The 23633-nt window shown below is 63.6% G+C and carries 20 protein-coding genes; 10 read left to right on the top strand and 10 right to left on the bottom strand.

Annotation, left to right across the window (positions count from 1 at the left end; all coding sequences use genetic code 11):
- Positions 1–2 precede the first annotated feature (2 nt).
- Together P9273_RS05815 and cobD are read right to left on the bottom strand one after the other, a co-directional pair.
- Positions 3–512: a tyrosine phosphatase family protein gene (locus tag P9273_RS05815; RefSeq protein WP_278048038.1), complete on the bottom strand. Its 510-nt coding sequence runs from the start codon at positions 510–512 to the stop codon at positions 3–5.
- A complete protein-coding gene (gene cobD, locus P9273_RS05820) occupies positions 454–1563 on the bottom strand; it encodes a threonine-phosphate decarboxylase CobD (RefSeq protein WP_278048039.1) in 1110 nt (369 codons plus the stop codon). The genes P9273_RS05815 and cobD overlap by 59 nt, the downstream gene beginning before the upstream one ends.
- Here cobD and cbiB point away from each other — a divergent pair.
- Positions 1562–2569: an adenosylcobinamide-phosphate synthase CbiB gene (gene cbiB / locus P9273_RS05825; protein WP_278048040.1), complete on the top strand. Its 1008-nt coding sequence runs from the start codon at positions 1562–1564 to the stop codon at positions 2567–2569. The genes cobD and cbiB overlap by 2 nt on opposite strands.
- On the opposite strand, the gene cobO is transcribed toward cbiB, so the two are convergent.
- From cobO to P9273_RS05840, 3 genes are all read right to left on the bottom strand, one after another.
- Complete coding sequence (gene cobO, locus P9273_RS05830) at positions 2566–3180, bottom strand: cob(I)yrinic acid a,c-diamide adenosyltransferase (RefSeq protein WP_278048041.1); 615 nt, start codon at positions 3178–3180, stop codon at positions 2566–2568. The two genes, cbiB and cobO, sit on opposite strands and share 4 nt — an antisense overlap.
- A gap of 1 nt (position 3181) precedes the next feature.
- Positions 3182–3727, bottom strand: coding sequence for a bifunctional adenosylcobinamide kinase/adenosylcobinamide-phosphate guanylyltransferase (gene cobU, locus P9273_RS05835; RefSeq protein WP_278048042.1), 546 nt, complete (start codon positions 3725–3727; stop codon positions 3182–3184).
- Between the two features lie 120 nt (positions 3728–3847).
- Positions 3848–4543 carry a gamma-glutamylcyclotransferase gene (locus P9273_RS05840; protein ID WP_278048043.1) on the bottom strand — a complete coding sequence of 232 codons (696 nt, stop codon included), beginning with the start codon at positions 4541–4543 and terminating at the stop codon, positions 3848–3850.
- Between the two features lie 104 nt (positions 4544–4647).
- Between P9273_RS05840 and P9273_RS05845 the strand changes: the two genes are divergently transcribed.
- Positions 4648–5838 (top strand): aromatic ring-hydroxylating oxygenase subunit alpha, encoded by a 1191-nt coding sequence (locus P9273_RS05845; protein ID WP_278048044.1) that lies wholly within the window; start codon positions 4648–4650, stop codon positions 5836–5838.
- On the opposite strand, the gene P9273_RS05850 is transcribed toward P9273_RS05845, so the two are convergent.
- Positions 5807–7009, bottom strand: a complete 1203-nt coding sequence (locus P9273_RS05850; protein ID WP_278048045.1) for an MFS transporter — start codon at positions 7007–7009, stop codon at positions 5807–5809. The genes P9273_RS05845 and P9273_RS05850 overlap by 32 nt on opposite strands.
- A gap of 230 nt (positions 7010–7239) precedes the next feature.
- Here P9273_RS05850 and P9273_RS05855 point away from each other — a divergent pair, with 230 nt between their 5' ends.
- Together P9273_RS05855 and P9273_RS05860 are read left to right on the top strand one after the other, a co-directional pair.
- The gene (locus tag P9273_RS05855; RefSeq protein WP_278048046.1) at positions 7240–8241 is read left to right on the top strand and encodes a heparan-alpha-glucosaminide N-acetyltransferase; all 1002 of its coding nucleotides are present in this window, start codon (positions 7240–7242) and stop codon (positions 8239–8241) included.
- Positions 8238–8717 carry a methyltransferase family protein gene (locus tag P9273_RS05860; protein ID WP_278048047.1) on the top strand — a complete coding sequence of 160 codons (480 nt, stop codon included), beginning with the start codon at positions 8238–8240 and terminating at the stop codon, positions 8715–8717. The genes P9273_RS05855 and P9273_RS05860 overlap by 4 nt, the downstream gene beginning before the upstream one ends.
- Before the next feature lie 12 nt (positions 8718–8729).
- Here the strand turns inward: P9273_RS05860 and P9273_RS05865 are convergent, their stop codons facing one another.
- Together P9273_RS05865 and mgtE are read right to left on the bottom strand one after the other, a co-directional pair.
- Entirely contained in the window at positions 8730–9116 is a 387-nt protein-coding gene (locus tag P9273_RS05865; RefSeq protein ID WP_041003844.1) for a MerR family transcriptional regulator, read from the bottom strand.
- A gap of 141 nt (positions 9117–9257) precedes the next feature.
- A complete protein-coding gene (mgtE, locus tag P9273_RS05870; RefSeq protein ID WP_278048048.1) occupies positions 9258–10676 on the bottom strand; it encodes a magnesium transporter in 1419 nt (472 codons plus the stop codon).
- A 413-nt stretch (positions 10677–11089) separates the two neighbouring features.
- Here mgtE and P9273_RS05875 point away from each other — a divergent pair, with 413 nt between their 5' ends.
- The 6 genes from P9273_RS05875 to P9273_RS05900 all read left to right on the top strand — a co-directional run bounded on the left by P9273_RS05875 (position 11090) and on the right by P9273_RS05900 (position 18935).
- A complete protein-coding gene (locus tag P9273_RS05875; protein WP_442920191.1) occupies positions 11090–11707 on the top strand; it encodes a LuxR C-terminal-related transcriptional regulator in 618 nt (205 codons plus the stop codon).
- Positions 11708–11842: 135 nt separating this feature from the next.
- Positions 11843–13033 carry an aminotransferase class V-fold PLP-dependent enzyme gene (locus tag P9273_RS05880; RefSeq protein ID WP_278048050.1) on the top strand — a complete coding sequence of 397 codons (1191 nt, stop codon included), beginning with the start codon at positions 11843–11845 and terminating at the stop codon, positions 13031–13033.
- A 10-nt stretch (positions 13034–13043) separates the two neighbouring features.
- The gene (locus tag P9273_RS05885) at positions 13044–14000 is read left to right on the top strand and encodes an HpcH/HpaI aldolase/citrate lyase family protein (protein ID WP_278048051.1); all 957 of its coding nucleotides are present in this window, start codon (positions 13044–13046) and stop codon (positions 13998–14000) included.
- Positions 14001–14018: 18 nt separating this feature from the next.
- Positions 14019–15206, top strand: a complete 1188-nt coding sequence (locus tag P9273_RS05890) for a malate--CoA ligase subunit beta (RefSeq protein WP_278048052.1) — start codon at positions 14019–14021, stop codon at positions 15204–15206.
- 13 nt (positions 15207–15219) lie between these two features.
- Positions 15220–16119: a succinate--CoA ligase subunit alpha gene (gene sucD, locus P9273_RS05895; protein ID WP_041003834.1), complete on the top strand. Its 900-nt coding sequence runs from the start codon at positions 15220–15222 to the stop codon at positions 16117–16119.
- A gap of 134 nt (positions 16120–16253) precedes the next feature.
- Positions 16254–18935 (top strand): phosphoenolpyruvate carboxylase, encoded by a 2682-nt coding sequence (locus P9273_RS05900; protein WP_278048053.1) that lies wholly within the window; start codon positions 16254–16256, stop codon positions 18933–18935.
- A 772-nt stretch (positions 18936–19707) separates the two neighbouring features.
- Here P9273_RS05900 and P9273_RS05905 read toward each other — a convergent pair.
- Positions 19708–21318 (bottom strand): hypothetical protein, encoded by a 1611-nt coding sequence (locus tag P9273_RS05905; RefSeq protein ID WP_278048054.1) that lies wholly within the window; start codon positions 21316–21318, stop codon positions 19708–19710.
- A 4-nt stretch (positions 21319–21322) separates the two neighbouring features.
- Positions 21323–23575, bottom strand: coding sequence for a lipopolysaccharide biosynthesis protein (locus P9273_RS05910; RefSeq protein ID WP_278048055.1), 2253 nt, complete (start codon positions 23573–23575; stop codon positions 21323–21325).
- Positions 23576–23633 lie beyond the last annotated feature (58 nt).

A 23633-nucleotide genomic window follows, 5' to 3' on the forward strand; every position in this document is an offset into this window, starting at 1 on the left:
GACTAAGCTCTAATATCGAGTTCGAAGGGTGTCCCCTCGAAGGCGTCGGCACCGCGTCCGATCGCCTCGATCGCCGCGATCATGCGGCCGTCCCGCTGAAGAAGCATGTCGGCGACGGCGATCAATCGTGGGTTAGGCGTTGCCGTCGGCGAGAGAAAGCGCAGCGTGCGGGCGAGTTCCATCTCGTCGCGCTTGGGCGAAAGCGCCGCCGCGATGATGTAAGCCGATGCGGTCGAGCGGCTGACGCCGGCATAGCAATGCACGACCAGCGGTTTCACGCGATCCCAGCGATAGGCGAAGTCAAGCAAGGCCCGCACATGCTCCTCGCCCGGCATCGTCATGCCTTCCTGCGCCACGGCGATATCGTGCATGACGAGGTGCAGGTGGTTTTCCGCCAGGATCGAAGCCGGCCGGGTCACCTCCGTGCCTGCGGCAAGCAGGGACAGCAAGCGCTCAGCACCGGTCCGTGCGACCGTTTCGTCGACTTTCGACAGCGAACAGACATGGATCATCGTCCGGACTCCTGGGCACATCCTCGCGCCGAGCGGCCCATGCGGCAAGGGCGCCCTCGAGCCGCCGCCATTCCGCTTCGCTGCCCGGCAAACCGATGCGCAAGACCTGCGGCCGCTCGGCAAAATGGCGGACCAGCACGCCGCTCGAGCCAAGTGCCGAAAAAAAGCCCGGGGCCTCGGCAAACGACAAATAGCGGAACAGGCTGGTGCCACCGGCGACCAGAACATCGAATCGGCCAAGCAGCGCGTCGAGCCGCCCGGCATCCTGAGCCAGACGCTGCCGCATGACGGTTTGCCACTCCGTGTCCGACAAGGCGCGGATTCCGTATTCGAGGGCCGGGCCGGCCACCGCCCAGGGTCCCAGTTGCGCATCCAGCCGCTCGGCCGTCAGCGGATCCGCCAATGCGAAGCCGAGTCTCACACCCGCGAGGCCGAAGAACTTGCCGAACGAGCGCAACACGACGATGCCCCCCTCCCCGAGATTCCCTGCCAGGCTGTGCTCGATCGGGCCGACATCCATGAAGGCTTCGTCGACCACAAGCAGCCCGCCTTTGGCGCGAAGCCGCGCCGCGAGTTCCAGCAAGCGCGCCTTTTCGATCACTCGCCCGTCCGGATTGTTGGGGTTGACCAGCACCGCAAGGTCCGCCTCGGCCAGCGCGTCGAAATCACTGACTTCCGCAACCACATGGCCGGCGATAGCCGCCGCGCGCGCGTGTTCGGCATAGGTCGGGCCGAGCACCAGCGCCTTGCCGGGCCGCAGCAGCGAGGCGACACGCGGCAGCAGAATCTGCGTGCCGGGCGCCGCCGCCACATGCGCCGCCGACGGCGCGCCATAGGCCGCAGCCGCAATTTCGGCCAATTCGCGCAGTTGTCCTGCCTCCGGCAATCGGGTCAGGACGGTGGCGGGCAATTCGAAAAGCGGATAGGAGTGCGGGTTGATACCTGTCGAGAGGTCCACGAAAGGTTGCGCCGCATGAGGAAAAAGCGCGCTTGCCCGGCCAAGGCTGCCGCCATGATCAACCGCTGCGATCACGCCGCTTAGAAGCTTCATGTCTGTCCTGATCGCTTTCCTGTCACTCGCCGTCGAACGCGCCCTCGGCTATCCGGACTGGCTGTTCAACGCTATCGGCCATCCGGTAACCTGGATCGGCAGGCTGATATCCTTTCTCGATTGCCGGCTCAACCGCGCCACCGATTCCGACGAATTGCGTCGCCGCCGCGGCGTCCAGGCCCTGCTCGTCATCCTGCTGGTCCCCGGCCTTATCGGTCTGGCGCTGCATGTCATGCTCTGGCTGATCTTTCCGTCGGGTCTGGTCGTCGCTGCCATCCTCGGCTCCACCCTGCTGTCGCAGAAAAGCCTTGCCGAGCATGTCGAAAACGTCGCCGACGCGCTGGAGACCGGCGGCCTGACGCTCGGTCGCATCGCCGTCTCGCGCATCGTCGGCCGTGATCCGGAAAAGCTCGACAAGGCGGGCGTCGCACGCGCTGCGATCGAAAGTCTGGCCGAGAATTTTTCGGACGGCATCGTCGCGCCTGCCTTCTGGACCGGCATCGGCGGCCTTGGCGGAGGTGCAGCCTACAAGGCCGCCAACACCGCCGATTCGATGATCGGCCACCGCACGCCGAAATATGAAGCTTTCGGCCGTGCGGCCGCGCGCTTCGACGATCTGATCAACCTGCCCGCATCTCGGCTCACCGGCCTGCTCATCGTGCTGGCGGCCTTTCTGGTCCCGGGCGCCGATCCGCGCTCCGCCTGGCATGTCATGCGCCGCGACGCCAGGAAGCACCGCTCGCCCAATGCCGGCTGGCCGGAGGCCGCCATGGCCGGCGCGCTGGGGCTTTCGCTCGCCGGACCGCGCAGCTATGGCGGCGAAGTCGTCCAGGATGCCTTCATGGGCGAAGGCGGCCGCCGCGAGGCCGAAAGCACCGACATCCGCCAGGCGCTGAAGCTCTACCGCATGGCGGATTGGCTGCTGATTGGCCTGTTCGCGGTCGTCTCGGCGATCGTAATCTACTTGACCCTTCTGATCGGCGGCCAAGGCGCCAGCGCGCTTTAGAATTCGATCCCTTGCTGTGCCTTCACGCCGGCGGCGAAATGGTGCTTCGTCAGCCCCATTTCGGTGACGAGATCGGCCGCCTCGACGAGCAGCGGCTTGGCGTTGCGGCCGGTGACGATCACGTGCAGATCGTCCCGGCGCGTCTTCAGTGCTGCGACCACTTTTTCGAGGTCCAGATAATCGTAGCGTAGCGCTATGTTGAGCTCGTCGAGGACCACGAGGCTGATCGACGGATCGGACATCAGCTCCAGCGCCTTGGCCCAGGCGGCCTGCGCGGCTGCGATGTCGCGCTTCAGGTCTTGCGTCTCCCACGTAAAGCCCTCGCCCATCGCATGCCAGACGACGCGGTCGCCGAAGGCCGCGAAAGCGTCCTTCTCGCCGGTATGCCATTTGCCCTTGATGAACTGGACGACGCCGACACGCTTGCCATAGCCCAGCGTCCTCAGCGCCAGGCCGAACGCCGCCGTGGTCTTGCCCTTGCCCGGCCCGGTGTTGACGATCAGCAGCCCCTTCTCGATCGTTTTGCCGGCCACCTCGGCATCCTGCACCGCCTTGCGCTTGGCCATCTTGGCGCGGTGGCGCTCTGCGTCCTTTTCCTCGATGTCAGCCATGTCATTTCACCTTGAGCGGCAGCCCCGCCACCATCATCAGAACGCTGTCGGCTGTCGCCGCGACCTGCTGGTTGAGCCGGCCGCCGGCGTCGCGGAACCGGCGCGCCAGCGCGTTGTCGGGCACGATGCCGAGCCCGACTTCGTTGGAAACCACGAACCACGGCCCGCGCGGCCGCGACAACGCATCCTCGAGCCGCCGGCATTCGGCCTCGACATCATGTTCGGCCAGCATGTGATTGGTGAGCCACAAAGTCAGGCAATCGATCAGCACAGGCTCGTCGTTCGGCAAGGCTTGAATCGCGCCGACCAGGTCGAGCGGCGCATCGACCGTGACCCAGCCTTCGCCCCGCCGTGACCGATGCAGCGCGATGCGCTCGCGCATCTCGTCGTCATAAGCCTGTGCCGTGGCGATGTAGGTCCAGGGCGACGGGTTCGCAGTCGTCAGCTTCTCGGCATAAGAGCTTTTGCCCGAGCGGGCACCGCCCAGGATGAAGGTCAGTTTCCGATCGGAAGCTCTATTGCCGCTCGCGGCTGTCGCGCCGGTCATTCCCGCCTTCCCCTTGGATGAACAATGTCGTCGCCATCAGGCCGACGGCGCGACTTTAGGCAGAAGCCCTCCTGCCGGCAAACCAAATTCCGCCACAGCGCGGCGCGATTGCGGCACGGCTCACGGCTGCTGCGAGCCGGCGATCCGGGCGGCGACCAGCTGCTGCAATCGCCACAGATGCGCGTCATGGATGCCGCGCTGCTCGAGATTCTTCACCGTGTTGTAGAGATAGTCGGCGCCCGAACCCCAATGGCCGCAGGAGGTCGCGAGCCTTTCGACAACCTCCTCCTCGCTGAGCGGGCCGGCATAGGTGGTCCCGTTGCGATTGATGACGAAGGCCAGCGCCCGCAACGGTCCCTTGTCGGTTGAGAGCTGCAACAGACGCGGCCTATAGCTCGTCGGCTTCAATGTCACCTCGCGCCGGAAAAGCCTGTCCAGCGCCTGCCTGCGGTTCTTTTCGACCAGCCGGAAAGCGACCCCTTTGCACTGACCGCCGCGATCGAGCGCCATCATGAGGCCGGGTTGCTCCTTGGTGCCGCGCCAGCGCGTCATCTTCATGCAGAACGAGCGGTGCCAGCCGCGCGCAAGCGCTACGCGTTCCTCGGCGTGCTCGATCTCAGGCTTCCAGATGAGCGACCCATAGCCGAACAGCCAAAGCGGTTCCGTCGCCGGAAGCTCGGCCTCGAACGCATCGAGCATCGCCGCATAGTCGCTGTCATCCAGATGCGCCGCATCGGGATCGGGCCCGCTATCCTCGACGACGCGAAAGCAGCGGGCGACCAGTTCCTCGGTAAGCGACATGGTTCTTGGCGGCATGCGCGCGACCTTAAGGTTCCTGCGCGACTGAAACAATGCGGGCGCCTCGCGATTGACAACTCCTTGGTCCGGGTGTCGGCTGGTCGTCAGCCACGGAGAAGCCGATGCAGCCAAATCCGAGCGAACACGATCGTTACAACGGCCTGACCAGCCTTCAGCCTACCTTGCCGTCCGCGGCCTATTGGGATGCCGATGCATACCGGCGCGATCTCGACGCCATCTGGTACCGAAGCTGGCTGATGGTCTGCCGCGAGGCCGACATCGCCGAGCTCCTCGCCTTCCGAACGGTGCGCATCGGCAGCCAGGAGATCGTCGTGCTGCGCGACGAGACCGGCGCCTTGCGCGCCTTCCACAACACCTGCCGGCATCGCGGCTCGCAGCTTTGCCAGGAAAGTGCCGGGCGGCTGAAGGCCAGACTGCTGACCTGCCCCTATCATGCATGGTCCTATTCGCTGCGCGGCGATCTCGTGCGCGTGCCGTCGAAATCGCTGCCCGAGGGCTTCGACAAGGCCGATTATCCGCTCTACCGCCTGGCGCTCTCGCTCTGGCGCGGCTTCGTCTTCATCAACCTCGCCGAGGACCCAGACGGCTCGGCGGAAAGCTCGTTCGATCGCGCCTCCGGCGATCTTTCCAACTGGCCGTTGGAGAGCCTCGTCACCGGCCACCGGCTCACCAAGGTGATGAACTGCAACTGGAAGATTTTCTGGGAGAATTTCAACGAGTGCCTGCACTGCCCGGGCGTGCATAAGGATCTTTCGCGGCTGGTGCCGATCTATGGCCGCGGGCTGATGGCAAGGCATGACGATCCCGAATGGGCGCGCCACGCCGACAATGACGATCCGCAGTTCTCCGGCGGCCTGCGCGCCGGCGCCGAAACCTGGTCCAAGGACGGCCATGTCCACGGCCCAGTCTTCTCCGGTCTCACGTCTGCCGAACGCGCCGCCGGCCAGACCTATGCGACCTCGCTGCCCTCGATGTTCATCGTCGGCCATGTCGACTACATGCGCACGGTGCGGCTTGCCCCGCTCGGCCCCGAGCAGACCGAGCTCACCGCCGAATGGCTGTTCGCGCCGGACGCGTTGGGAAAGACCGACATCGACAACATTGTCGCGTTCGGCACGCAGGTGCTCGAGGAAGATGCCGCGATCTGCGAGGTCAACCAGAAGGGACTCCGCTCGATGCGCCATCAGGCCGGCGTGCTGATGCCGGAGGAATACGATTTGCACCGCTTCCACGATTGGGTGCGCGGCCGTCACGCAGCGTTCAAAACGCCTTCGGCAGATAGCGCCAGGTGACGAAGCCGCAGAAGGCAGCCAGGATGCCGAGCGTGACGAACACCGAGCCAAGGCCGAAGAAGGTGAGCACCACCGAATAGACGAGCGGCGGCGTCAGTTCGGAGAAATCGAGATAGGTGCGGTAGACCGCCGCCATCTGCGCCTTCTCATATGAGCGCACCGAGCGCATGAACGCGGTCGAGCCGAGCGCGTCGAGCGCGATGGTGAAGAGCGCGCCGCAGAGCAGCAGCGCGCCGGTGAGCAGCGGCGCGGCCTCGCCGATGCCGCCTGCCGCGAACAGCATCGCCGACATGGCGAAATAGGCGAAAGTCATGACGCGCCTTCCACCGAAGCGCTTGCCGGCCCTGCCCCAGAAGATAGCCACGAACAGAAGCGCGTTGCCGGCCGAAACCAGCAGGCCGCCGGCGAGTTCGCCCTGGCCGGTGATGACCATGAACAGCGGGCCATAGACGAAGAACGTCGTCCAGAAGCAGGAGCGGCCGAAGGCGATCAGCCAGGCGAGCCTGAGCCTTGGCTGCTTCACGAAGCGGCCGATATTGGCGAGCGGATTGGCCGGGCGCGTCTTGCCGCCAGGCCGGATCAACTGGTTGTCGCTCAGCCGATAGAACCAGAACAGGCAAAGCAGCGCGAACGCAAAAACCACCACCGCGCCATGCGCGGCATAGATGCCGAAATGCGTGTAGAGGAAGATGCCGAGCGTCGGCCCGCCCGTCCAGGCAAACATCGACCACGCCATGCGCAGCGATTCCGCCTGCATGAAGTCTGTCTTGCGGATGTGATCCATGATGTAAAGGTTGAGCGTGATCGACAGCGCGCTCGCCCCCATGACGCGGCATAGCATGCCGGCAATCTGCCCGGGCAGCGAGTGGGTGACGAAGAAAGCGGAGCCGATCGCCAGCAGCACGCAGCCGGCCGTGTAGACCCAGCGCCGCGCAAAGCGGCGGATCAGCATCGGCATGAACAGCGTGACCGAAAGGCCCATCAGCGACACGATGGTGTAGAGGATCGAGACGATCCGCTCATTGTGCAGGATCTCGTAGGCCTGGATCGGGATCACGCTGGAGATCGTGGCGCGGGCGAAGGATTCCACGGCATAGAGCGAGGCGAAGGTACGCGCATCCGCCGGCCGCAGGGCCGGAAGCCAGATCGGATGGCGCACATGGGTGGACATCGGCCCTCCGAGACGTGAATCACGCGCCTGAATCTGGCCGGACCAGCTGCCGGCCGGTAGCAGGAAACCGACCCTGAGAGGCCGAAAAGCGAAGCCTGTCAAAGGCTTTCCGCGTCTGGCCTAAAGCGAAATTTCATGGCTGCCATGAAACGCATTGATGGCCGCCTGCTTCTGTCGTCGGCTTGAACCGTGATAGTCGTTCGGCAGGACTGACTCGGATTGCGAGATCAATGAGCTTTCAGACGACCAGCGAAACCGTTCAGGACACGCAAAAGCACGGCCGCATCCAAGCCGTCGACATCCTGCGCGGCATCGCGCTGATTGCGATGGCGAGCTACCACTTCACCTGGGATCTCGAAAACTTCGGCTATACCGCGCCCGGCCTCACCGCTTTCGGCCGGTGGAAGTTTTACGCGCGCTGCATCGCCTCGACGTTCCTGTTCCTGGTCGGCGTCAGCCTCTTCCTCGCCCATGGCCGCCAGATCCGCTGGCCCGGCTTCTGGAAGCGCTTTGCCATGGTGGCCGTGGCGGCGGCGGCCATTTCGGCCGTCACTTATTTCGTCACGCCGGACGGTTTCATCTTTTTCGGCATCCTGCACGAGATCGCGCTGGCGAGCCTTCTCGGCCTCGCCTTTCTAAGGCTGCCCTGGCTGATGACGGCAATCGTTGCCGCGGCCGTCATTGCGGCCCCCTACTATCTTCGGTCGGAATTCTTCGATCATCCGGCGCTTTGGTGGGTCGGCCTTTCCGCCACCAACCCGCGTTCCAACGATTATGTGCCGCTCTTTCCCTGGTTCGGCGCCGTGCTTGCTGGCATGGCTGCGGTCAAGTTCGCTTCCGCTACAGGCCTTCTTGCCAGGCTGGGGAGGTGGCTGCCCGGCCGCTGGTCGAAACCCCTGACTTTCATCGGCCGGCACAGCCTCGCCTTCTATCTCATCCACCAGCCGCTTCTGTTCGGTTCGGTGTGGCTTTTGTCGCAAGTCATGCCCGCCGCCCCGCAGGACAGGGAAGCCGACTTCCTGCCGGCTTGCCAGGCACAGTGCGAACAGCAGCGGGACAGCAAGTTCTGTAGGAGCTATTGTGGCTGCATGCTGGACACGCTGAAAGGCGAAGGATCTCTCGACAAGCTCTACGCCAACGACCAGTCCAGCGTCTGGAAATCGCATCTGGCCGACCTGGCGGAAACCTGCACCGCCGCGACGGAGGACCAGATGGAGGGAGGACAGCAATGACGGGCATCGCAAAGCCCAGACACGGGATCATTCCCTGGCCGCCGGTGATCTATGTCGTGGCGATAGCGGCGAGCGTCGTCCTCGGCATGCTCTACCCGCTGCCCTGGATCGGCGACATCCTCGGCGATCTCATGGTCGGCGTCGGCTGGGTGGCGCTGTTCGGCGTCGCCATGCTCTGGATCACGGCCATCCGCGTCATGATGCGGGCGAAAACGACATTCGATCCGAATGCCGAGCCCGATCATCTGGTGACATCGGGCCCCTTCGGCATCACCCGCAACCCTATGTATCTCGCCAATACGCTGCTATTGATCGGCGTCGCCTTCATCACCGGCATCGCCTGGTTCCTGCTCTTTGCCTTCCTCGCCGCCTTCGCCACGCAGAAGCTGGCGATCGAGAAGGAAGAAAAGATCCTGGCAGCGAAATTCGGCAAGAAATACCGCGACTATGCAAAAAGGGTCCGGCGCTGGATTTGAGGCCAGCGCGGCCTAGGTGTTGACGCCCAACTCAGCCAGCCGCTCCACGCAGGACTCCTCGGCCTGGTCGAGCTCGGCCAGCGTCTCCTCCAGGTCGCGCCGCTTCTGGCGCAGGTCCTCGCGCTTTTCCTCAATGCGCTTGATCATCAGCTTGAGCTGGCCGACCTCGCCGGGCGGTTCCTTGTACATTTGGATGATCTCGCGGATCTCGGCGATCGAGAAGCCGAGCCTTTTTCCCCGCATGATCTGGCGGATGAGATGCCGGTCGGATGGCCGAAACAGCCGCGTGCGGCCGCGCCTCACCGGCTGCACCAGCCCCTCATCCTCGTAAAAACGCAATGTCCGTGTCGACACGTCGAATTCACGCGTCAGCTCGGTGATCGTGTAATATTCCCGCATTCCTGCTCCCAAGCCCGGGCATCGCCGCTTGAGCGCCGCCCTTCCTCCAGATCAGACCCTTCACGCGCAGGAATCGGCGCGTGACCCCGCGGCAACCTGGCACGGCATTTACGTAAAAGTCAATTAGCGCCAGCGTGTTGATTAGGGCACTCTAAACCACCAGGTCGCCAGCCCGAGAAAGGCAAAGAAGCCGACGACGTCGGTAACGGTGGTGACGAAGACGGCCGAAGCCACCGCCGGATCGATCTTTAAGCGGTCGAGCACCAGCGGGATGAGGATCCCGGCAAGCGCAGCCGCAAACATGTTGATGATCATCGCCGCGGCGATGATGCCGCCCAGATTGGGATCGCGGAACCAGAAACCGGCCACCGTCCCGATCAGCACCGCAAAGACAATGCCGTTGACGAAACCGACACCGAGCTCGCGGCGGATGATGCGGGCAGCGTTGTAGATATCGAGGTCCCTGGTCGCCAGCGCGCGCACGGTGACGGTCATGGTCTGCGAGCCGGCATTGCCGCCCATGCCGGCGACGATCGGCATCAGCACGGCGAGTGCCACGATGTGCTCGATCGTGCGGTCGAACAGCCCGATGACCGAAGCGGCGAGGAAAGCGGTCAACAGATTGACCAGCAGCCAGGGCACGCGCGAGCGCGAGGTGGCGAGCACCGTGTCGGACAGTTCTTCGTCGCCGACGCCGCCCATGCGCAGAAGGTCCTCTTCTGCCTCTTCCTGGATGACGTCGACCACGTCGTCGATGGTGAGCACGCCGACCAGCCGCCCGTTCTCGTCGACCACTGCGGCGGAGAGCAGATTGTACTGCTCGAACTCGCGGGCCGCCTCTTCCTGGTCCATCGTGGCCGGGATCGCATGCAGCGTCTCATGCATGACCTCCTCGACCTTGACGGCACGCTTGGTGCGCAGGATCTGGTCGAGGTCGATGGCGCCGACCAGCTTGAAGCTCGGGTCGATGACGAAGATCTGGCTGAAGCGCTCGGGCAGGTTCTTGTCCTCGCGCATGTAGTCGATGGTCTGACCGATCGTCCAGAAGGGCGGCACGGCGACGAACTCGGTCTGCATGCGCCGGCCGGCCGTCTCTTCCGGATAGTCGAGGGCGCGCCTGAGCCTGATGCGCTCGGTGAAAGGCAGTTGCGACAGGATCTCGTCCTGGTCTTCCTTCTCGAGGTCCTCGAGGATGTAGACGGCGTCGTCGGAATCGAGCTCCTGCACCGCCTGCGCGATCTGCGCGTTGGGCAGGTTGTCGACGATGTCGAGGCGGATCGCCTCGTCGACCTCCGTCAGCGCGGAGAAGTCGAAATCGGAACCGAGCAATTCCACCAGCGCGCGGCGCTGCTCAGGGTGAAGCGCCTCCAGCACGTCGCCGAGTTCCGACTGGTGCAGGTCGTCGACTTCGCGCTTGAGGGTGATCGTATCGCGATCGGCGATCGCCGCGCCGATCTGGGCAAGGAAGGAGGCGCGCACCGCGCCGTCCTCGCCATAGATGTCGGCGTGGTGCTCCTCGGCGGGCGCGACGCCGGTCGTCTGTCTGTCCTGGCCTTCCACCAGCGCCTCCCGCGACAAGGAATCCCGAAATGAGGTCTAGTGCATGATCCCAAAAAGGGGAAACCGCTTTTCGGGAAATCCAAACCCTGTGCGGCAGATAGCGCGGTAATTGGATTCGTCCTGCAAAGATGTCGCTTTAGCGTGCGGAATAGCCAGGGAAATGCGGCGATTGTCGGCGCCTCCCAACCGCCCGAGAGCGCGTGGGCTACCGCGTCGCAGATGCGACAATCGCTTCAGCCGGCGCGACAGCGCATGTCGCTGGGGAAAGAGCACCCCTTCCCTATTGAGGCAGAATTGTCATGATGCATGATCCAGCAAGATCAGCGCATCGCCAAACGCTCCGAGGACAAACGCTGCCCTTGAACATTAGGTCTGGAAAGACGAGCGAAGGAACTGCCGAGCGGCGCGTTCGCGTGGTCGTCGCCGAACGCAATCCCTTCGTCGTGTCGGCGTTGCGCGAGATGCTGGAATGCGACGGCCGCTTCGATTTGCTCGGGGTCGTGCACAGCGGCGCGCAATTCCTCGATATGGCCGCCGCCACACAGTTCGATGTCGCCGTCGTCGGCTGGAAGCTCGCCGACATGGATGGCGCCGATGTTCTGACGGAAGTTCAGAGCCGCGAGCTTGGCGTGCGCATCACGATCTTTTCCAACGACCACGACATCGGCATCCTGAAGCAATGCGTGCGCCTGGGCGCTCAAGGGTACTGCTTCCAGTTCGACGATCCGCCGGTCATCTTCGAGACGATCCTGGCGGTGGCGCATGGGCGCATCTGCATTCCCTATATCGACATCAACAAGGTCAACGACACGCCTTTGTCCCGGCTCACCGTGCGCGAGCGCGAGTTGCTGGCGGTGCTTTCCGACGGCTGGACCAATTTGCAGATCGCAACGCGAACCGGGATTTCCGAAAACACGGTGAAGTATCACCTGAAGAATCTCTACGACAAGCTGGACGTACGCAACCGCGCCATGGCCGTCGCGCTCTATTCGAGCGAGAAACGCCGCACCTCCAAATCGCCTGTCGGGTAGGCTCCCCGGGTAGGCCGATCGGGTAGGACCATCCCACCCGCAAGGGCCAACAACTTACCCGGCAAGGTGTTGTTGCCGAGCCTCGCCGAGACGAAACTTCCTCCACAATCCCAATCGATCGGAGGAGTTTCGCGCATGGCTGGGTTCACGCATCTTTTCATCCCGGGGCCCACCAACATTCCCGAGCAGGTCCGGCAGGCCATGAACCTGCCGATGGAGGATATGCGCGCCGCCTCCTTCCCCGACCTGACCTTGCCGCTGTTCGAAGACATGAAGCGGGTCTTCAAGAACGAGACCGGCCGCGTCTTCATCTATCCCTCCTCCGGCACCGGCGCCTGGGAAGCGGCGATGACCAATGTGCTCAGCCCCGGCGACAAGGTGCTGATGTCGCGCTTCGGCCAGTTCTCGCATCTGTGGGTCGACATGGCCGAGCGCCTCGGCTTCGAGGTCGACGTCATCGACTGCGAATGGGGCACCGGCGTCCCGCTCGAAATCTATGCGGAGCGCCTGAAGGCCGACAAGGCGCACCTCATCAAGGCGGTGTTCTGCACCCAGAACGAGACCGCGACGGGCGTCACCAGCGACGTCGCCGGCTGCCGCGCCGCGCTCGATGCAGCGAACCACCCGGCGCTCCTCTTAGTCGACGGCGTTTCTTCGATCGGCTCGATCGACTTCCGCCAGGAGGAATGGGGCGTCGACTGCGCCGTCAGCGGCTCGCAGAAAGGCTTCATGCTGCCGGCCGGCCTCGGTTTCCTGTCGGTCAGCAAGAAGGCGCTGGCCGCCTCGCGGGTTTCGACACACCGGCGCTGCTTCTTCTCCTTCGAGGACATGATCCGCGCCAATGATGCCGGCTATTTCCCCTACACACCGGCGACGCAGCTGCTGCGCGGGTTGCGCGCCTCGCTCGACCTGATCGAGGAGGAAGGGCTGGACAACATCTTCGCCCGCCACCATCGCCTTGCCGAAGGCGTGCGCAAGGCCGTCGACGCCTGGGGTCTGAAGCTCTGCGCCAAGGCGCCGAAATGGCATTCCGATACAGTGAGCGCCATCCTGATGCCGGAGGGCATCGACAGCGCCGACGTCGTGAAGCGCGCCTACCAGCGCTACAACACCTCGCTCGGCGGCGGTCTCAACAAGGTGGCCGGGAAGGTCTTCCGCATCGGCCATCTCGGCTGGCTGAACGAGGTGATGGTGCTGGCCTCACTGTCGGCGGCGGAAATGGCGCTGCTCGATTGCGGCGTGCGCCTGGCGCCGGGTTCGGGCGTGGCGGCGGCGATCGAGCATTTCCGCCGCACGGCCGACGTGCCGGTCGCCAAGGCGGCGTGAGGAGCGCACCATGAGCCACACCATCAACCATTTGAAGAAACTGCGGCTCCAGCGCAGCGAGCTCGCCGTTCCGGGCTCCAGCCCGGAAATGATCGACAAGGCGGCCAACAGCGCCGCCGACTTCGTCTTCCTCGACATCGAGGATGCAGTGGCGCCGCCCGACAAGGAGCGCGCCCGCAAGAACATCATCCAAGCGCTGAACGACATCGACTGGCGCGCCAAGGGCAAGACCGTCTCGGTGCGCATCAATGGCCTCGACACGCATTACATGTACCGCGATGTCGTCGATGTCATGGAACAGGCCGGCGACCGGCTGGACACGATCCTGGTGCCTAAGGTCGGCGTGCCGGCCGACCTCTATATGGTCGAGGCCATGGTCAACCAGATCGAGATGGCCAAGGGGTTCAAGACGCGCGTAGGCCTCGAGGCGCTGATCGAGACGGCGCTCGGCATGGCCAATGTCGAGGCGATCGCCGCCACGCCCGGCCGGCTGGAGGCGATGCATTTCGGCGTCGCCGACTATGCCGCCAGCAACAAGGCGCGCACCGTCAACATCGGCGGGCTCAATCCGGACTATCCCGGCGACCAGTGGCATTTCGCGCTGTCGCGCATGACGGTCGCCTGCCGCGCCTATGGCCTGCGCACCATCGACGGGCCGTTCGGCGATTTCTCCGATCCGGAAGGCTACAAGGCGGCCGCCAGGCGCGCCGCGGCGCTCGGCATCGAAGGCAAATGGGCGATCCACCCGTCGCAGATCGCCTTGGCCAACGAGGTGTTCTCGCCGCCGGAAAAGGAGGTCACGCGCGCCCGCCGCATCCTCGAGGTGCTGAAGGAGGCAGAGACGCTCGGCAAGGGCGCGGCGGCGCTCGACGGCAAGATGATCGACGCCGCGTCCGAGCGCATGGCCCGCAACGTGCTGGTGGTCAGCGAGGCGATCGAGCGCGCTGGCCAGGCGCAGGCTCACTGAGTTTTCCGGGAGGACAAGATGGACATCCACGAATATCAGGCCAAGGAACTGCTTGCCCGCCACGGCGTGCATGTGCCGCGCGGCGGCCTTGCCTACAGCCCCGAGCAGGCGACCTACCGTGCCCGGGAGATCGGCGGCTCGAAATGGGTGCTGAAGGCGCAGGTCCATTCCGGCGCTCGCGGCAAGGCCGGCGGTATCAAGCTCTGCTCCAACGATGAGGAGATCTCCAACGCGGCGGAGGCGATGCTCGGCCGCAAGCTGGTGACCCAGCAGACCGGTCCACGCGGCAAGCTGATATCGCGCCTCTATCTCGAGGAGGCGGTCGACATCGCACAGGAGCTCTATCTCGGCTTCGTGCTCGACCGGAAGGAAGAGCGCGTCATGATCGTGGCGTCGGCCGCCGGCGGCATGGAGATCGAGGACATTTCCGAAAAGAAACCGGATTCGATTATCCGAGCGACCGTCGATCCCGGCGTCGGCATGCAGGGCTTCCAGGCGCGCGAGATCGCCTTCGGTCTCGGTCTTGAAAGCAACCTGATCGGCAAGGCGACCGAAACCATCCTCGGCTGCTACCAGGTGTTCCGCGACTACGACGCCTCGATGCTGGAGATCAATCCGCTGGTGGTGACGCGCGACGGCAGTCTCGTCGCGCTCGACGCCAAGATGTCTTTCGACGAGAACGCGCTGTTCCGCCGGCCGGAGATTTCCGAGCTGCGCGACAAGAGCCAGGAAGATCCGCGCGAGACCTTCGCCAGCGACCGCGGCCTCTCCTATGTCGGGCTCGACGGCAATATCGGCTGCATCATCAACGGCGCCGGCCTCGCCATGGCGACGATGGACATGATCAAGATCGCCGGCGGCGAACCGGCCAACTTCCTCGATATCGGCGGCGGCGCCTCGCCCGAGCGGGTGGCGAAGTCGTTCCGCGCCGTGCTCGGCGACAAGAATGTCGAGACCATCCTGGTCAATATTTTTGCCGGCATCAACCGCTGCGACTGGGTGGCCGAAGGCGTCATCAAGGCGATTCGCGAGGTCGGCGTCGACGTGCCGCTGGTGGTGCGCCTTTCCGGCACCAAGGTCGAGGAAGGCCGCAAGATCCTGGCCGATTCCGGGGAGAAGGTGATCGTCGCCGACACGCTGGCCGAAGCCGCCGAAAAAGCCGTCGCCGCCTGGCGCGAAGCCGCCAAAAACAAGAAAGCAGCCTGAGGGAGGTCGAGAAATGGCAATCCTGCTCAACCGCAGCACGCGCGTCATCGTGCAAGGGTTCACCGGCAAGATCGGCAGCTTCCATGCCGACGACATGAAGCGCTACGGCACCAAGCTGGTCGGCGGCGTCACCCCCGGCAAGGGCGGACAGACGCATCTTGGCCTGCCCGTCTTCAACACCGTCAAGGGCGCCGTGCGCGAGACCCGCGCCGAGGCGAGCATCGTGTTCGTGCCGCCGCCCTTCGCGGCCGATTCGATCATGGAAGCGGCGGACGCCGGCATAAAACTTTGCGTCTGCATCACCGACGGGATCCCCTCGCAGGATATGATGCAGGTCAAGCGCTACATGCGCCGTTACCGTTTCGAGGACCGCATGCGGCTGGTCGGCCCGAACTGCGCCGGCGTCATCACGCCCGGACAGGCGCTGATGGGCATCATGCCGGGCAGCATCTATCTGCCTGGACGCGTCGGCATCGTCGGCCGCTCCGGTACGCTGGGCTACGAGGCCGCCTCGCAGATGAAGGCGCTGGGCATCGGCGTGTCGACCAGCGTCGGCATCGGCGGCGATCCGATCAACGGTTCGTCCTTCAAAGACATCCTGCAGCTCTTCGAGCGGGACGAGGATACCGACGCCGTGGTGATGATCGGCGAGATCGGCGGCCCGCAGGAAGCCGAAGCCGCGATCTGGGCGCGTGACAATATGCGTAAGCCGCTGATCGCCTACATCGCCGGACTGTCCGCGCCCAAGGGAAGGCGCATGGGCCACGCCGGCGCGATCATCTCCGCCTTCGGCGAGTCGGCGCAGGAGAAGGTCGAGATCCTGAAAGAGGCCGGCGTCATCATCGTGCCGACCCCCGCCTCCTTCGGCGAGGTGGTGGCCGATACGCTGGCGCGAACCAAGAAGGCGGCTTGACGGTCCCAGCCTAAGGTCGCGGAAAGCAAAAATGTCTGTTCCGGAGCCGGCCATCTTCGCAGGCCGGATCCGGCTCTGCGCTGTCCGTACTTAGCGCAGCTCATCGACAATCGATGGACATCGGGAAAGCGGCTTTGGAACAGAGCAAACGCATCAAGTTTCGTGAGGACGAGCGCAGCCTGCTGTTACGCCTGCTGCTTCAGGTCGCGAGCGCACGCGAGCCCGAGATCGCCGCGGTGCTGAGCGGACGCAGGTCGCTTGTTGCACTCGCCCCTGGGCAACGCATCCCGGCGCTTCAGGCCAGCGGCGTGTGGTTTCAGTTGCTGACGATTGTCGACGAGTTGCTTGCCATGCGGGCGCGACGCGAGCTCGAACAAGGCGCGGGTGCCGACGAAGTGCCCGGCTCTTTCGCCAGCGTGATTGCCGAGATGGCCGCGAACGGCCACTCGGCGGCGGAGGCCCAGGCGGCGCTCGACGAGCTTTGCGTCGGCCCGACCATGACCGCGCACCCGACCGAGGCCAAACGTGTCACCGTTCTGGAGATCCACCGACGCATCTATCGCAAGCTGACCGAGCTCGACCAGCCGCGCTGGGCGCCGCGCGAACGCGACCTCTTGATTGCCGATCTGGAAAGCGAGATCGAGCTTCTGTGGATGACGGGCGAGCTGCGGCTGGAGCGACCCACGGTCGAACGCGAGATCGCCTGGGGCCTGCATTTCTTCCGCGAAGTCATCTTCGAGGCAACGCCACAGCTCTATGGCAAGCTCCAGAGCGCCTTCGAGCGCCACTATCCAGGCGAGCCGATCCGAATTCCGTCCTTCATGCGCTATGCCTCGTGGATCGGCGGCGACCGCGACGGCAATCCGAACGTGACGGCTGCGGTTACGGCTCACGCCATGGCCGAATACCGCAACACCGCCATAGGCTGGTATCTGGCGCAGGTGCAGCGGCTGGTGACGGTGCTCAGCGCCAGTTCGAACGTCGTCGACCTGCCGGCCGGCTTCAAGCCGGTGCTGCAAACAGCGCTGGATAAGAGTGGAGAGGCGCAAGAGATCGCCGCCCGCAACCCTGACGAACCGCTGCGCCAGTTCGCTTCGGCCCTGCTTGCCCGGCTGGTCGCCACGCGTGACGGCGGCAAGGCGGCCTACCCCTCGGCGGAGGCGTTTCGCGCCGATCTCAACGCGCTCTCCTCCGTTCTCGCAGCGATCGGCGGGCGCACGGTCGCCAGGCGTTTCGTCCAGCCGCTCGTTTGGCAGGTCGGAAGCTTTGGCTTCCGCACGGTCTCGCTCGACATCCGGCAGAACTCCACAGTCGTCAATCGGGTGCTGGCCGAACTGTTTGCGCTGATAGATCCCACCGATCCCATCGCCGCCGGCACGCCGCAATGGTCGGCGCGCATCCGCGCCGCGCTCAGCCAGGGCGAGCGGCTGCATATCGACGCAAGCCAACTCTCGCCGGAGGCAGGTGAACTGCTGTCGACATTCGCTGTCATCCGCGAACAAATATCCGGCGCGGATGCGGACGCTATCGGCTCTTTCGTGCTGAGCATGACCCGCTCGGCCGACGACCTGCTCGCAGTTTATCTGCTGGCGCAATATTGCGGGCTCTCCACCGCGCCCGGCGGCGACGGCACGATCACGTTGAGGATGGTGCCGTTGTTCGAGACCATCGCCGACCTGCAGGCTGCACCCGGCATCCTGAACGCCTTGCTCGACGTTTCGCTCGTGCGGCGCACGGTGCGGGATTTCAGTGCGCGCCAGGAAATCATGCTTGGCTATTCGGATTCCAACAAGGACGGCGGTTTCCTCGCTTCCAATTGGGAACTGGCAAAGGCGCAGAAGCGCCTCGCCGCCATCGGGCGCAAGCACAAGGTCAAGATCAGCTTCTTTCACGGTCGCGGTGGCTCCGTCAGCCGCGGCGGCGCGCCGACCGGCCGCGCGATCGCGGCGCAGCCGCAAGGGACCGTCGCCGGATCCATGCGGGTGACCGAACAGGGCGAGGTCGTATCGGCGAAATTCGCCAATCGCGGCACCGGCCTCAACCAGCTCGAGGTTCTAGCCGCGGCCGTGCTGGCGCACGGGATCCGATCGCCCGGCGATGGCGGAACGAAGGAAACGCCGGAGTTCGACGAAGCGCTGGAGGCGTTGGCGGGCATGTCGCAGGCCTCCTATGCCGGGTTGATGGCCGAGGCCGGCTTTCTCGATTACTTCAACCAGGCGAGCCCTGTCGCCGAACTGGCGCTCTTGAAAATGGGCTCGCGGCCGGATCGCCGCTTCGGCGCCAGCGGCATTGCCGACCTGCGCGCCATTCCGTGGGTGTTTGCGTGGAGCCAAAACCGGCATCTTTTGACCGGCTGGTATGGCATCGGCAGCGCGCTGAGCGCCTTCGTTTCGGTGCGCGGCGAGGCCGGGCGCGAGCTTCTCGCCCGCATGTTCGAGCACTCCCGCTTTTTCCGCCTGATCGTCGACGAGGCCGAAAAGACGCTCTACCAGTCCGACATGGAGATCGCGCGGCTCTATGCCGACCTGGTGTCCGACAGCGATGCAGCGGCCAGAATCCACGCCCGCATCGCCGCCGAATACGAGCTGACGCGACACCTGATCGGCGACCTCACGGGAGGCGATCTTTCCGCGCGCTTCCCGATGTTCAAGCGGCGTTTCGACAATCTGCGCCGGCAGATGGACGATATCCACCGCCTGCAGGTCGAGCTGCTGCGTGAGGCCCGGACAAGCACGGGCGCAGATCAGAAGCGGGCGACCGACGCCCTGCTTGTGTCGATCAATTGCATCTCGGCTGGCCTTGGGTGGACGGGATAGGATAGGCCCGTTTCAGGCTCGCAGTGCCTGTTTGTCGCGCGCAGTATTGCTCGCCTACGCAAATCGCGCAGGGCTTTCAGAGGCAATTCGTCACGAGAGTTTGGTGCGGTCGAGAATTCTTGCACCCTGAGGAAGTTCAATGACTTGCATAAGATTCGGGCCGAAAATGGCCGTCGCCAGTACTTACGAACTCAAATAGCGCGCCTGAACCCAAGGAGTTGGAAATGATCTACTTTCTGAAGGCTGGCCCCTTCGTCAAAATTGGCTAATACCGATAGCCAGCGAATGGCCGTCGCGCATGACGGAACCTGCATCGTCGCGTAGGTCTGCGGCCAACCCTCACTCTGCAGCGGATGTACGGTTTGACGGGCGCCGAGACGCTACTCGCGCTGCGCCTGGCTCGGGGCGATGCACCCTTGGATATCGCACAGAGCTGGCACCTCAGCCGTACGACGATCCGCTCCCAACTCGCCTCGTTGTTCGCCAAGACCGAGACGAAGCGTCAGACGGAACTGGTAGCTCTTCTCGCGCGAATTTCTGTCTTGCCTAACGGGGCGATCACTCGCTGGAAGCAAGAGGGCGCGTCGCCTGCCGCATGAGTCCGGCTCAGGAAGGCAGGTGCCCTCTTAGGAAGAGGCAGAGCCCTTTGCGGAACACGATTGCAAGTCCTTGCGCCGATGTGCTCCGGCACTGGGACAGTTAGCCTGCCGTTGCGCTCTGGTTACAACTATCTCGTTATTCCATGACCACCCCGAGTTGATCTCGTACGTACTCAAAGCATCTGCCAGATCGCGGCCTTGGCTGAACCGATAACGTCGGCCAACGGTTGCCCGGCATCGAGGTTCACCACCATCGTGCCTCCGAAAGTCAGTTGCTGCAGGGCCGGCACTCGCCTTCGAACGACCAGCGGATCCATGTCCGGCTCGCGCGTCATGATGAGTTCGGGGGTGGCCTGCAGTTTGATGACGAGATCCGGCGGCAGACGACGGGCAAGCGCATAAGAGCTGGCCTCGAAACGCCGAAGCCAGGCTGGGACTTTGGCCAATCGGGGCATCAGCGGAGCATCGTTGAAGTCTATGATCTGGTCTTGGGGGAACCTATCGGCAACGACGACCATTCCACGATCCGCACCGCGGCGCGCGGCCACCAGCTTCATCCGCTTCTCTACAGAGAGGACGCTTGCCCATACGGCGAGCAGAACACTGTAGAGGAGGCCCGGCGAACTGTCGGTCACGGTGCCATGCGAGCTGCCGGCGGGCTTGGTTCCAAGCGCCCAGGTGACCGTCGGCACCAGCAACTTGAACGGCAGCAACAGCAGCGATGGCCTACCACCCCCGGTGCCGAAATATATTGGGAGCACGTCAACTTCCGACTCCAGCCACTGGCGGATCGCTGTCACAAGCGTGGTCTTGCCGCTACCGTCGATCCCGACTACGGCCACCACCATGCCGCTGCCGGGCGTACGGCGGCTCCAGGGGCGGGGCACATGCAGGAACTGCTTGTTCAGACTTCCGGCGGTCCACAAGATTACCCGGCCGATACCGCGCAGAACGGCTTCTAGGCCATTGTAGGTTCGGTAAGCTGCCAGTTCTCTGCGAATCCGAGCGTAAAGGCGTCGCCGGGCCGTGAAAGTCTGCGTCTCGAACAATTCCTTGGCAATGGCTTCCGCGAGGTCCTTATTCACGAGCTTTGCCGCGAGATCACGGAAACTGTGCCGGTCGACCCGTAACGCCACATGCAGCCGGTCCAGTTCGAAGTTCTCCTGTAACCTTTGCCAGTGGCGAAACACGATGGGATCTCGACGCCGCAGCTCGAGGCTGGCTCGCACCACAAGCAGCAAAGCCTCGCTTGCCGGATCGAGCATCCGGAGAGGCAGTGCGGGGTGTCTGATCGCCGAGGCTAGAAATAGGCGTTCCCAAGGAGGCTGATAGTTCCTCAAGATCGGTTCGCCGACAACTAGTCGGAAGTGAAGATGGAGATGGACGATGCGCCCGCTCGGCTCGTCGTAGCCAAGAAAGCTCTGGACTGCAGGATGGCCGTGGCAATTGGAGGGTTCGAAGCGCTTGAGTCCGGAACCGAGCAAGGCCTGGACGGCCCGATGTTGATCAGATTTCGCAACAAGTAGATCAAGGTCCGATTCACCCAGCAAAACAGCTGGAAGACGCCGGCTGCTCCTCCAATAGCACCATTCGACGTTGCTTCGCTCCAATGCGGTCAGCGCCGTGAGCAGGGTGCTAAGTACCTTGATCTCCCCGGCAGGCGTGGCGTTGGCATTTTTCGTTTCGCTGGCCAGGATCGCCGGAGATTCAGGCTCGCATTGCGGAACGCGGCTAGGCCGATGACCGGAGGATATCATTGCATCGAACCCCATGAATTGGGACATGCGGCTATCTCCAGCGAGCTCTGAGCTGTCCCGACCTCAAGGCTAAAGCAGCAAAGACCAGACCGGGCAAGATGTTCAATCGCTTACGGATGTTGGTTGCCATTGCCAAGTTCCAGACGACCAGGGCGAGCGTGAAGCCGACCGCCGCTCCAGTCGCCCCGTCCATCGTTATGCCGGCCGCACAGGCAATGACGGCGGCCACGGAGCCGCCAACCATCGTCCTCGCGGCGGCCCACTCATTCTTGGTCATGGTCAGAAGGTTTAGTTGGGGCCCGCAAACCGCATTGCAGAGGTAACCCATGATGAGGATTCGTGCGATCGGCGCTCCCACAGCAAAATCCTCACCGAACCAGCTTAGGAGAGGTTGGGTGACCACCAGCAACGCCATTGCCAATGCGAGCGCCCCGCTGAAACTCAGAACTGCTGCTCGTGAGAATAGCCGCTGCAGGCCTTCGTGATCCCCGCGGGCATGAAGATCCGCAGCAGTCGGCGAGAACATTGTGCTTACTGCGACACTCGAAAGCCCGACCAGCATCGCTACGTTCAGGCATAGGGCAAAAATGCCAGCCTCGTGGACCCGGCCCGTCCAACCCAAAAGCATGACCCCCGTTCGGCTTACGAAGGCATCAAGCCCGGTAATTAGCATGGTAGGAGGGATTACAGACCACCACAAACGCCCGGAATAACTCGCCCGCGCGTTTTGCAGGTCAGTCGGCCGCAGCTTGATTGCCGTGGCGAGGACAAGCATCGCGGTAACGGCCGAGCTTGTAACTACCGCCATCATCGCGAAAGGGGCATCCAAGGTTACCCAGCCCGAAAACGCCGCGCCACCCACCAGCGCCAACAGAAGCCCATCCCGCGCCACACGCTCGGGCAAAAGCGCGGACACCACGCCTCCAAAGGCGCGAATCAGGCTGGCGCCAAGCGTACAGAACGTCATCAGCGGCACCGCCGCCATGGCGAGCAGCATTGCCCTCTGAAGTTCCTGGTGACTCTCTCCCGAAAAGGCGACGAGGCTGGCTCCTGTCAGTCCCGCCAGCATCGCGACCGAGAGCGACCACGAGAGCGCGAAGGTGATTACGCCGCGCGCTAGGTCCCAACGTCCAGCGGCCCTGTATTCCGGCACGAAGCGCAACAGCGACATGTTAAAGCCGAGCGTCGAGAGGGTGGCGAGAACGGTGCTCCATGCCAAGGCGTACGAGTAGGTGCCGTAGCTCGTCGCGCCGACCAGCCGCGCGATTCCAAGCTGTGCCATGCTGGTGAGGCCCGCACCACCGATATAGACCAGAAGGGCGAATATGCTCGCCTGCAATAGACGCCGGCCCACATCATGGGGACCCCGGTGGAACACAGCAACGGATGATCGGCCTGCGGTGCCCCCGAGTGAGGGGACATGAGTAACCCCGTCGGCCGCATGAAGTTCAAGCGACTGACTTTTCGACCAGCCTTCCGTGCTTCCTTTGCTATCCGCCTGTCTTGCGGCCGCCAACCCGCCACCGCGCGTGTGGTTGGTGAAGGGAACGCCAGTTCGCGACAATCGCGTCTGGATTTCCTGTTCCACCTGACAAAGGCCGCTTGCGGTGGACAGTTCGTCGACTGCCCCAACCGAGACGTTGCTTCGCTGCGCGCTCCGGAGAACATTGCCAATCATTTCGAAAATATCGAAAAATTGCATATTGACAGCGACGTCTACTTCCAAGAACCGTTCCGCAGGCCGTTCGTGCACCATTCTAGTCTGAAGCCGCGCTTCCACGACATCGCGCGGAACTTTCATCCCAACCACCAGATCGGCCCGGGGCGTAGATTCGAGCGCTCGCACGATCAACCTGTCGTCTGCGGCGCCATTGAACATCGCAAGCGACCCGATCGCCTGCACAAAGCCTTGGTCGAATATGATTATATTTGTTGATCCCTGCGCCTGTGTCCAGCAGCGTGACAGGCGAACTATGTACTGCCACATAATAATTCGCCGTATAAGGCCTTTTGGTGGTATTGTTATTAAAAGTTTATTTGCAGGTGCAGTAGAACTGTTTCGCCAAAACGAAGAAAGTAGTGCCAAAACTGTGATGAAAATGGCGGATGATATTCGGGAGATTACCGTGAAAATGCCGAAGCGGTCCCAGCCGCCGCCTCTATCCCGGGGCAGGTAGCACAGGGCAACTTTGGCAACGTACCCATGGTCGCGCAAATGCTTGGCGAGGGCGTTCGCGAAGGTTGTTTTGCCGGATCCCGCTGGTCCGAAAAGTTCAATGATCATGCCGTTTCAATCCGGAGATCGTTGATCGGTTCAGCCCTCGATAGCCCATCAACAAAAG

Origin of the sequence: Mesorhizobium sp. WSM4935, from assembly GCF_029625735.1 — a bacterium.
Classification (GTDB): domain Bacteria; phylum Pseudomonadota; class Alphaproteobacteria; order Rhizobiales; family Rhizobiaceae; genus Mesorhizobium.

Bases quoted from the DNA above. Each gene is read 5' to 3' on its own strand.
- P9273_RS05815 (WP_278048038.1), bottom strand. From the start codon at position 512: ATGATCCATGTCTGTTCGCTGTCGAAAGTCGACGAAACGGTCGCACGG.
- cbiB (WP_278048040.1), top strand. From the start codon at position 1,562: ATGTCTGTCCTGATCGCTTTCCTGTCACTCGCCGTCGAACGCGCCCTC.
- cobD (WP_278048039.1), bottom strand. From the start codon at position 1,563: ATGAAGCTTCTAAGCGGCGTGATCGCAGCGGTTGATCATGGCGGCAGC.
- cobO (WP_278048041.1), bottom strand. From the start codon at position 3,180: ATGGCTGACATCGAGGAAAAGGACGCAGAGCGCCACCGCGCCAAGATG.
- cobU (WP_278048042.1), bottom strand. From the start codon at position 3,727: ATGACCGGCGCGACAGCCGCGAGCGGCAATAGAGCTTCCGATCGGAAA.
- P9273_RS05840 (WP_278048043.1), bottom strand. From the start codon at position 4,543: ATGCCGCCAAGAACCATGTCGCTTACCGAGGAACTGGTCGCCCGCTGC.
- P9273_RS05845 (WP_278048044.1), top strand. From the start codon at position 4,648: ATGCAGCCAAATCCGAGCGAACACGATCGTTACAACGGCCTGACCAGC.
- P9273_RS05850 (WP_278048045.1), bottom strand. From the start codon at position 7,009: ATGTCCACCCATGTGCGCCATCCGATCTGGCTTCCGGCCCTGCGGCCG.
- P9273_RS05855 (WP_278048046.1), top strand. From the start codon at position 7,240: ATGAGCTTTCAGACGACCAGCGAAACCGTTCAGGACACGCAAAAGCAC.
- P9273_RS05860 (WP_278048047.1), top strand. From the start codon at position 8,238: ATGACGGGCATCGCAAAGCCCAGACACGGGATCATTCCCTGGCCGCCG.
- P9273_RS05865 (WP_041003844.1), bottom strand. From the start codon at position 9,116: ATGCGGGAATATTACACGATCACCGAGCTGACGCGTGAATTCGACGTG.
- P9273_RS05880 (WP_278048050.1), top strand. From the start codon at position 11,843: ATGGCTGGGTTCACGCATCTTTTCATCCCGGGGCCCACCAACATTCCC.
- P9273_RS05885 (WP_278048051.1), top strand. From the start codon at position 13,044: ATGAGCCACACCATCAACCATTTGAAGAAACTGCGGCTCCAGCGCAGC.
- P9273_RS05890 (WP_278048052.1), top strand. From the start codon at position 14,019: ATGGACATCCACGAATATCAGGCCAAGGAACTGCTTGCCCGCCACGGC.
- sucD (WP_041003834.1), top strand. From the start codon at position 15,220: ATGGCAATCCTGCTCAACCGCAGCACGCGCGTCATCGTGCAAGGGTTC.
- P9273_RS05905 (WP_278048054.1), bottom strand. From the start codon at position 21,318: ATGTCCCAATTCATGGGGTTCGATGCAATGATATCCTCCGGTCATCGG.
- P9273_RS05910 (WP_278048055.1), bottom strand. From the start codon at position 23,575: ATGATCATTGAACTTTTCGGACCAGCGGGATCCGGCAAAACAACCTTC.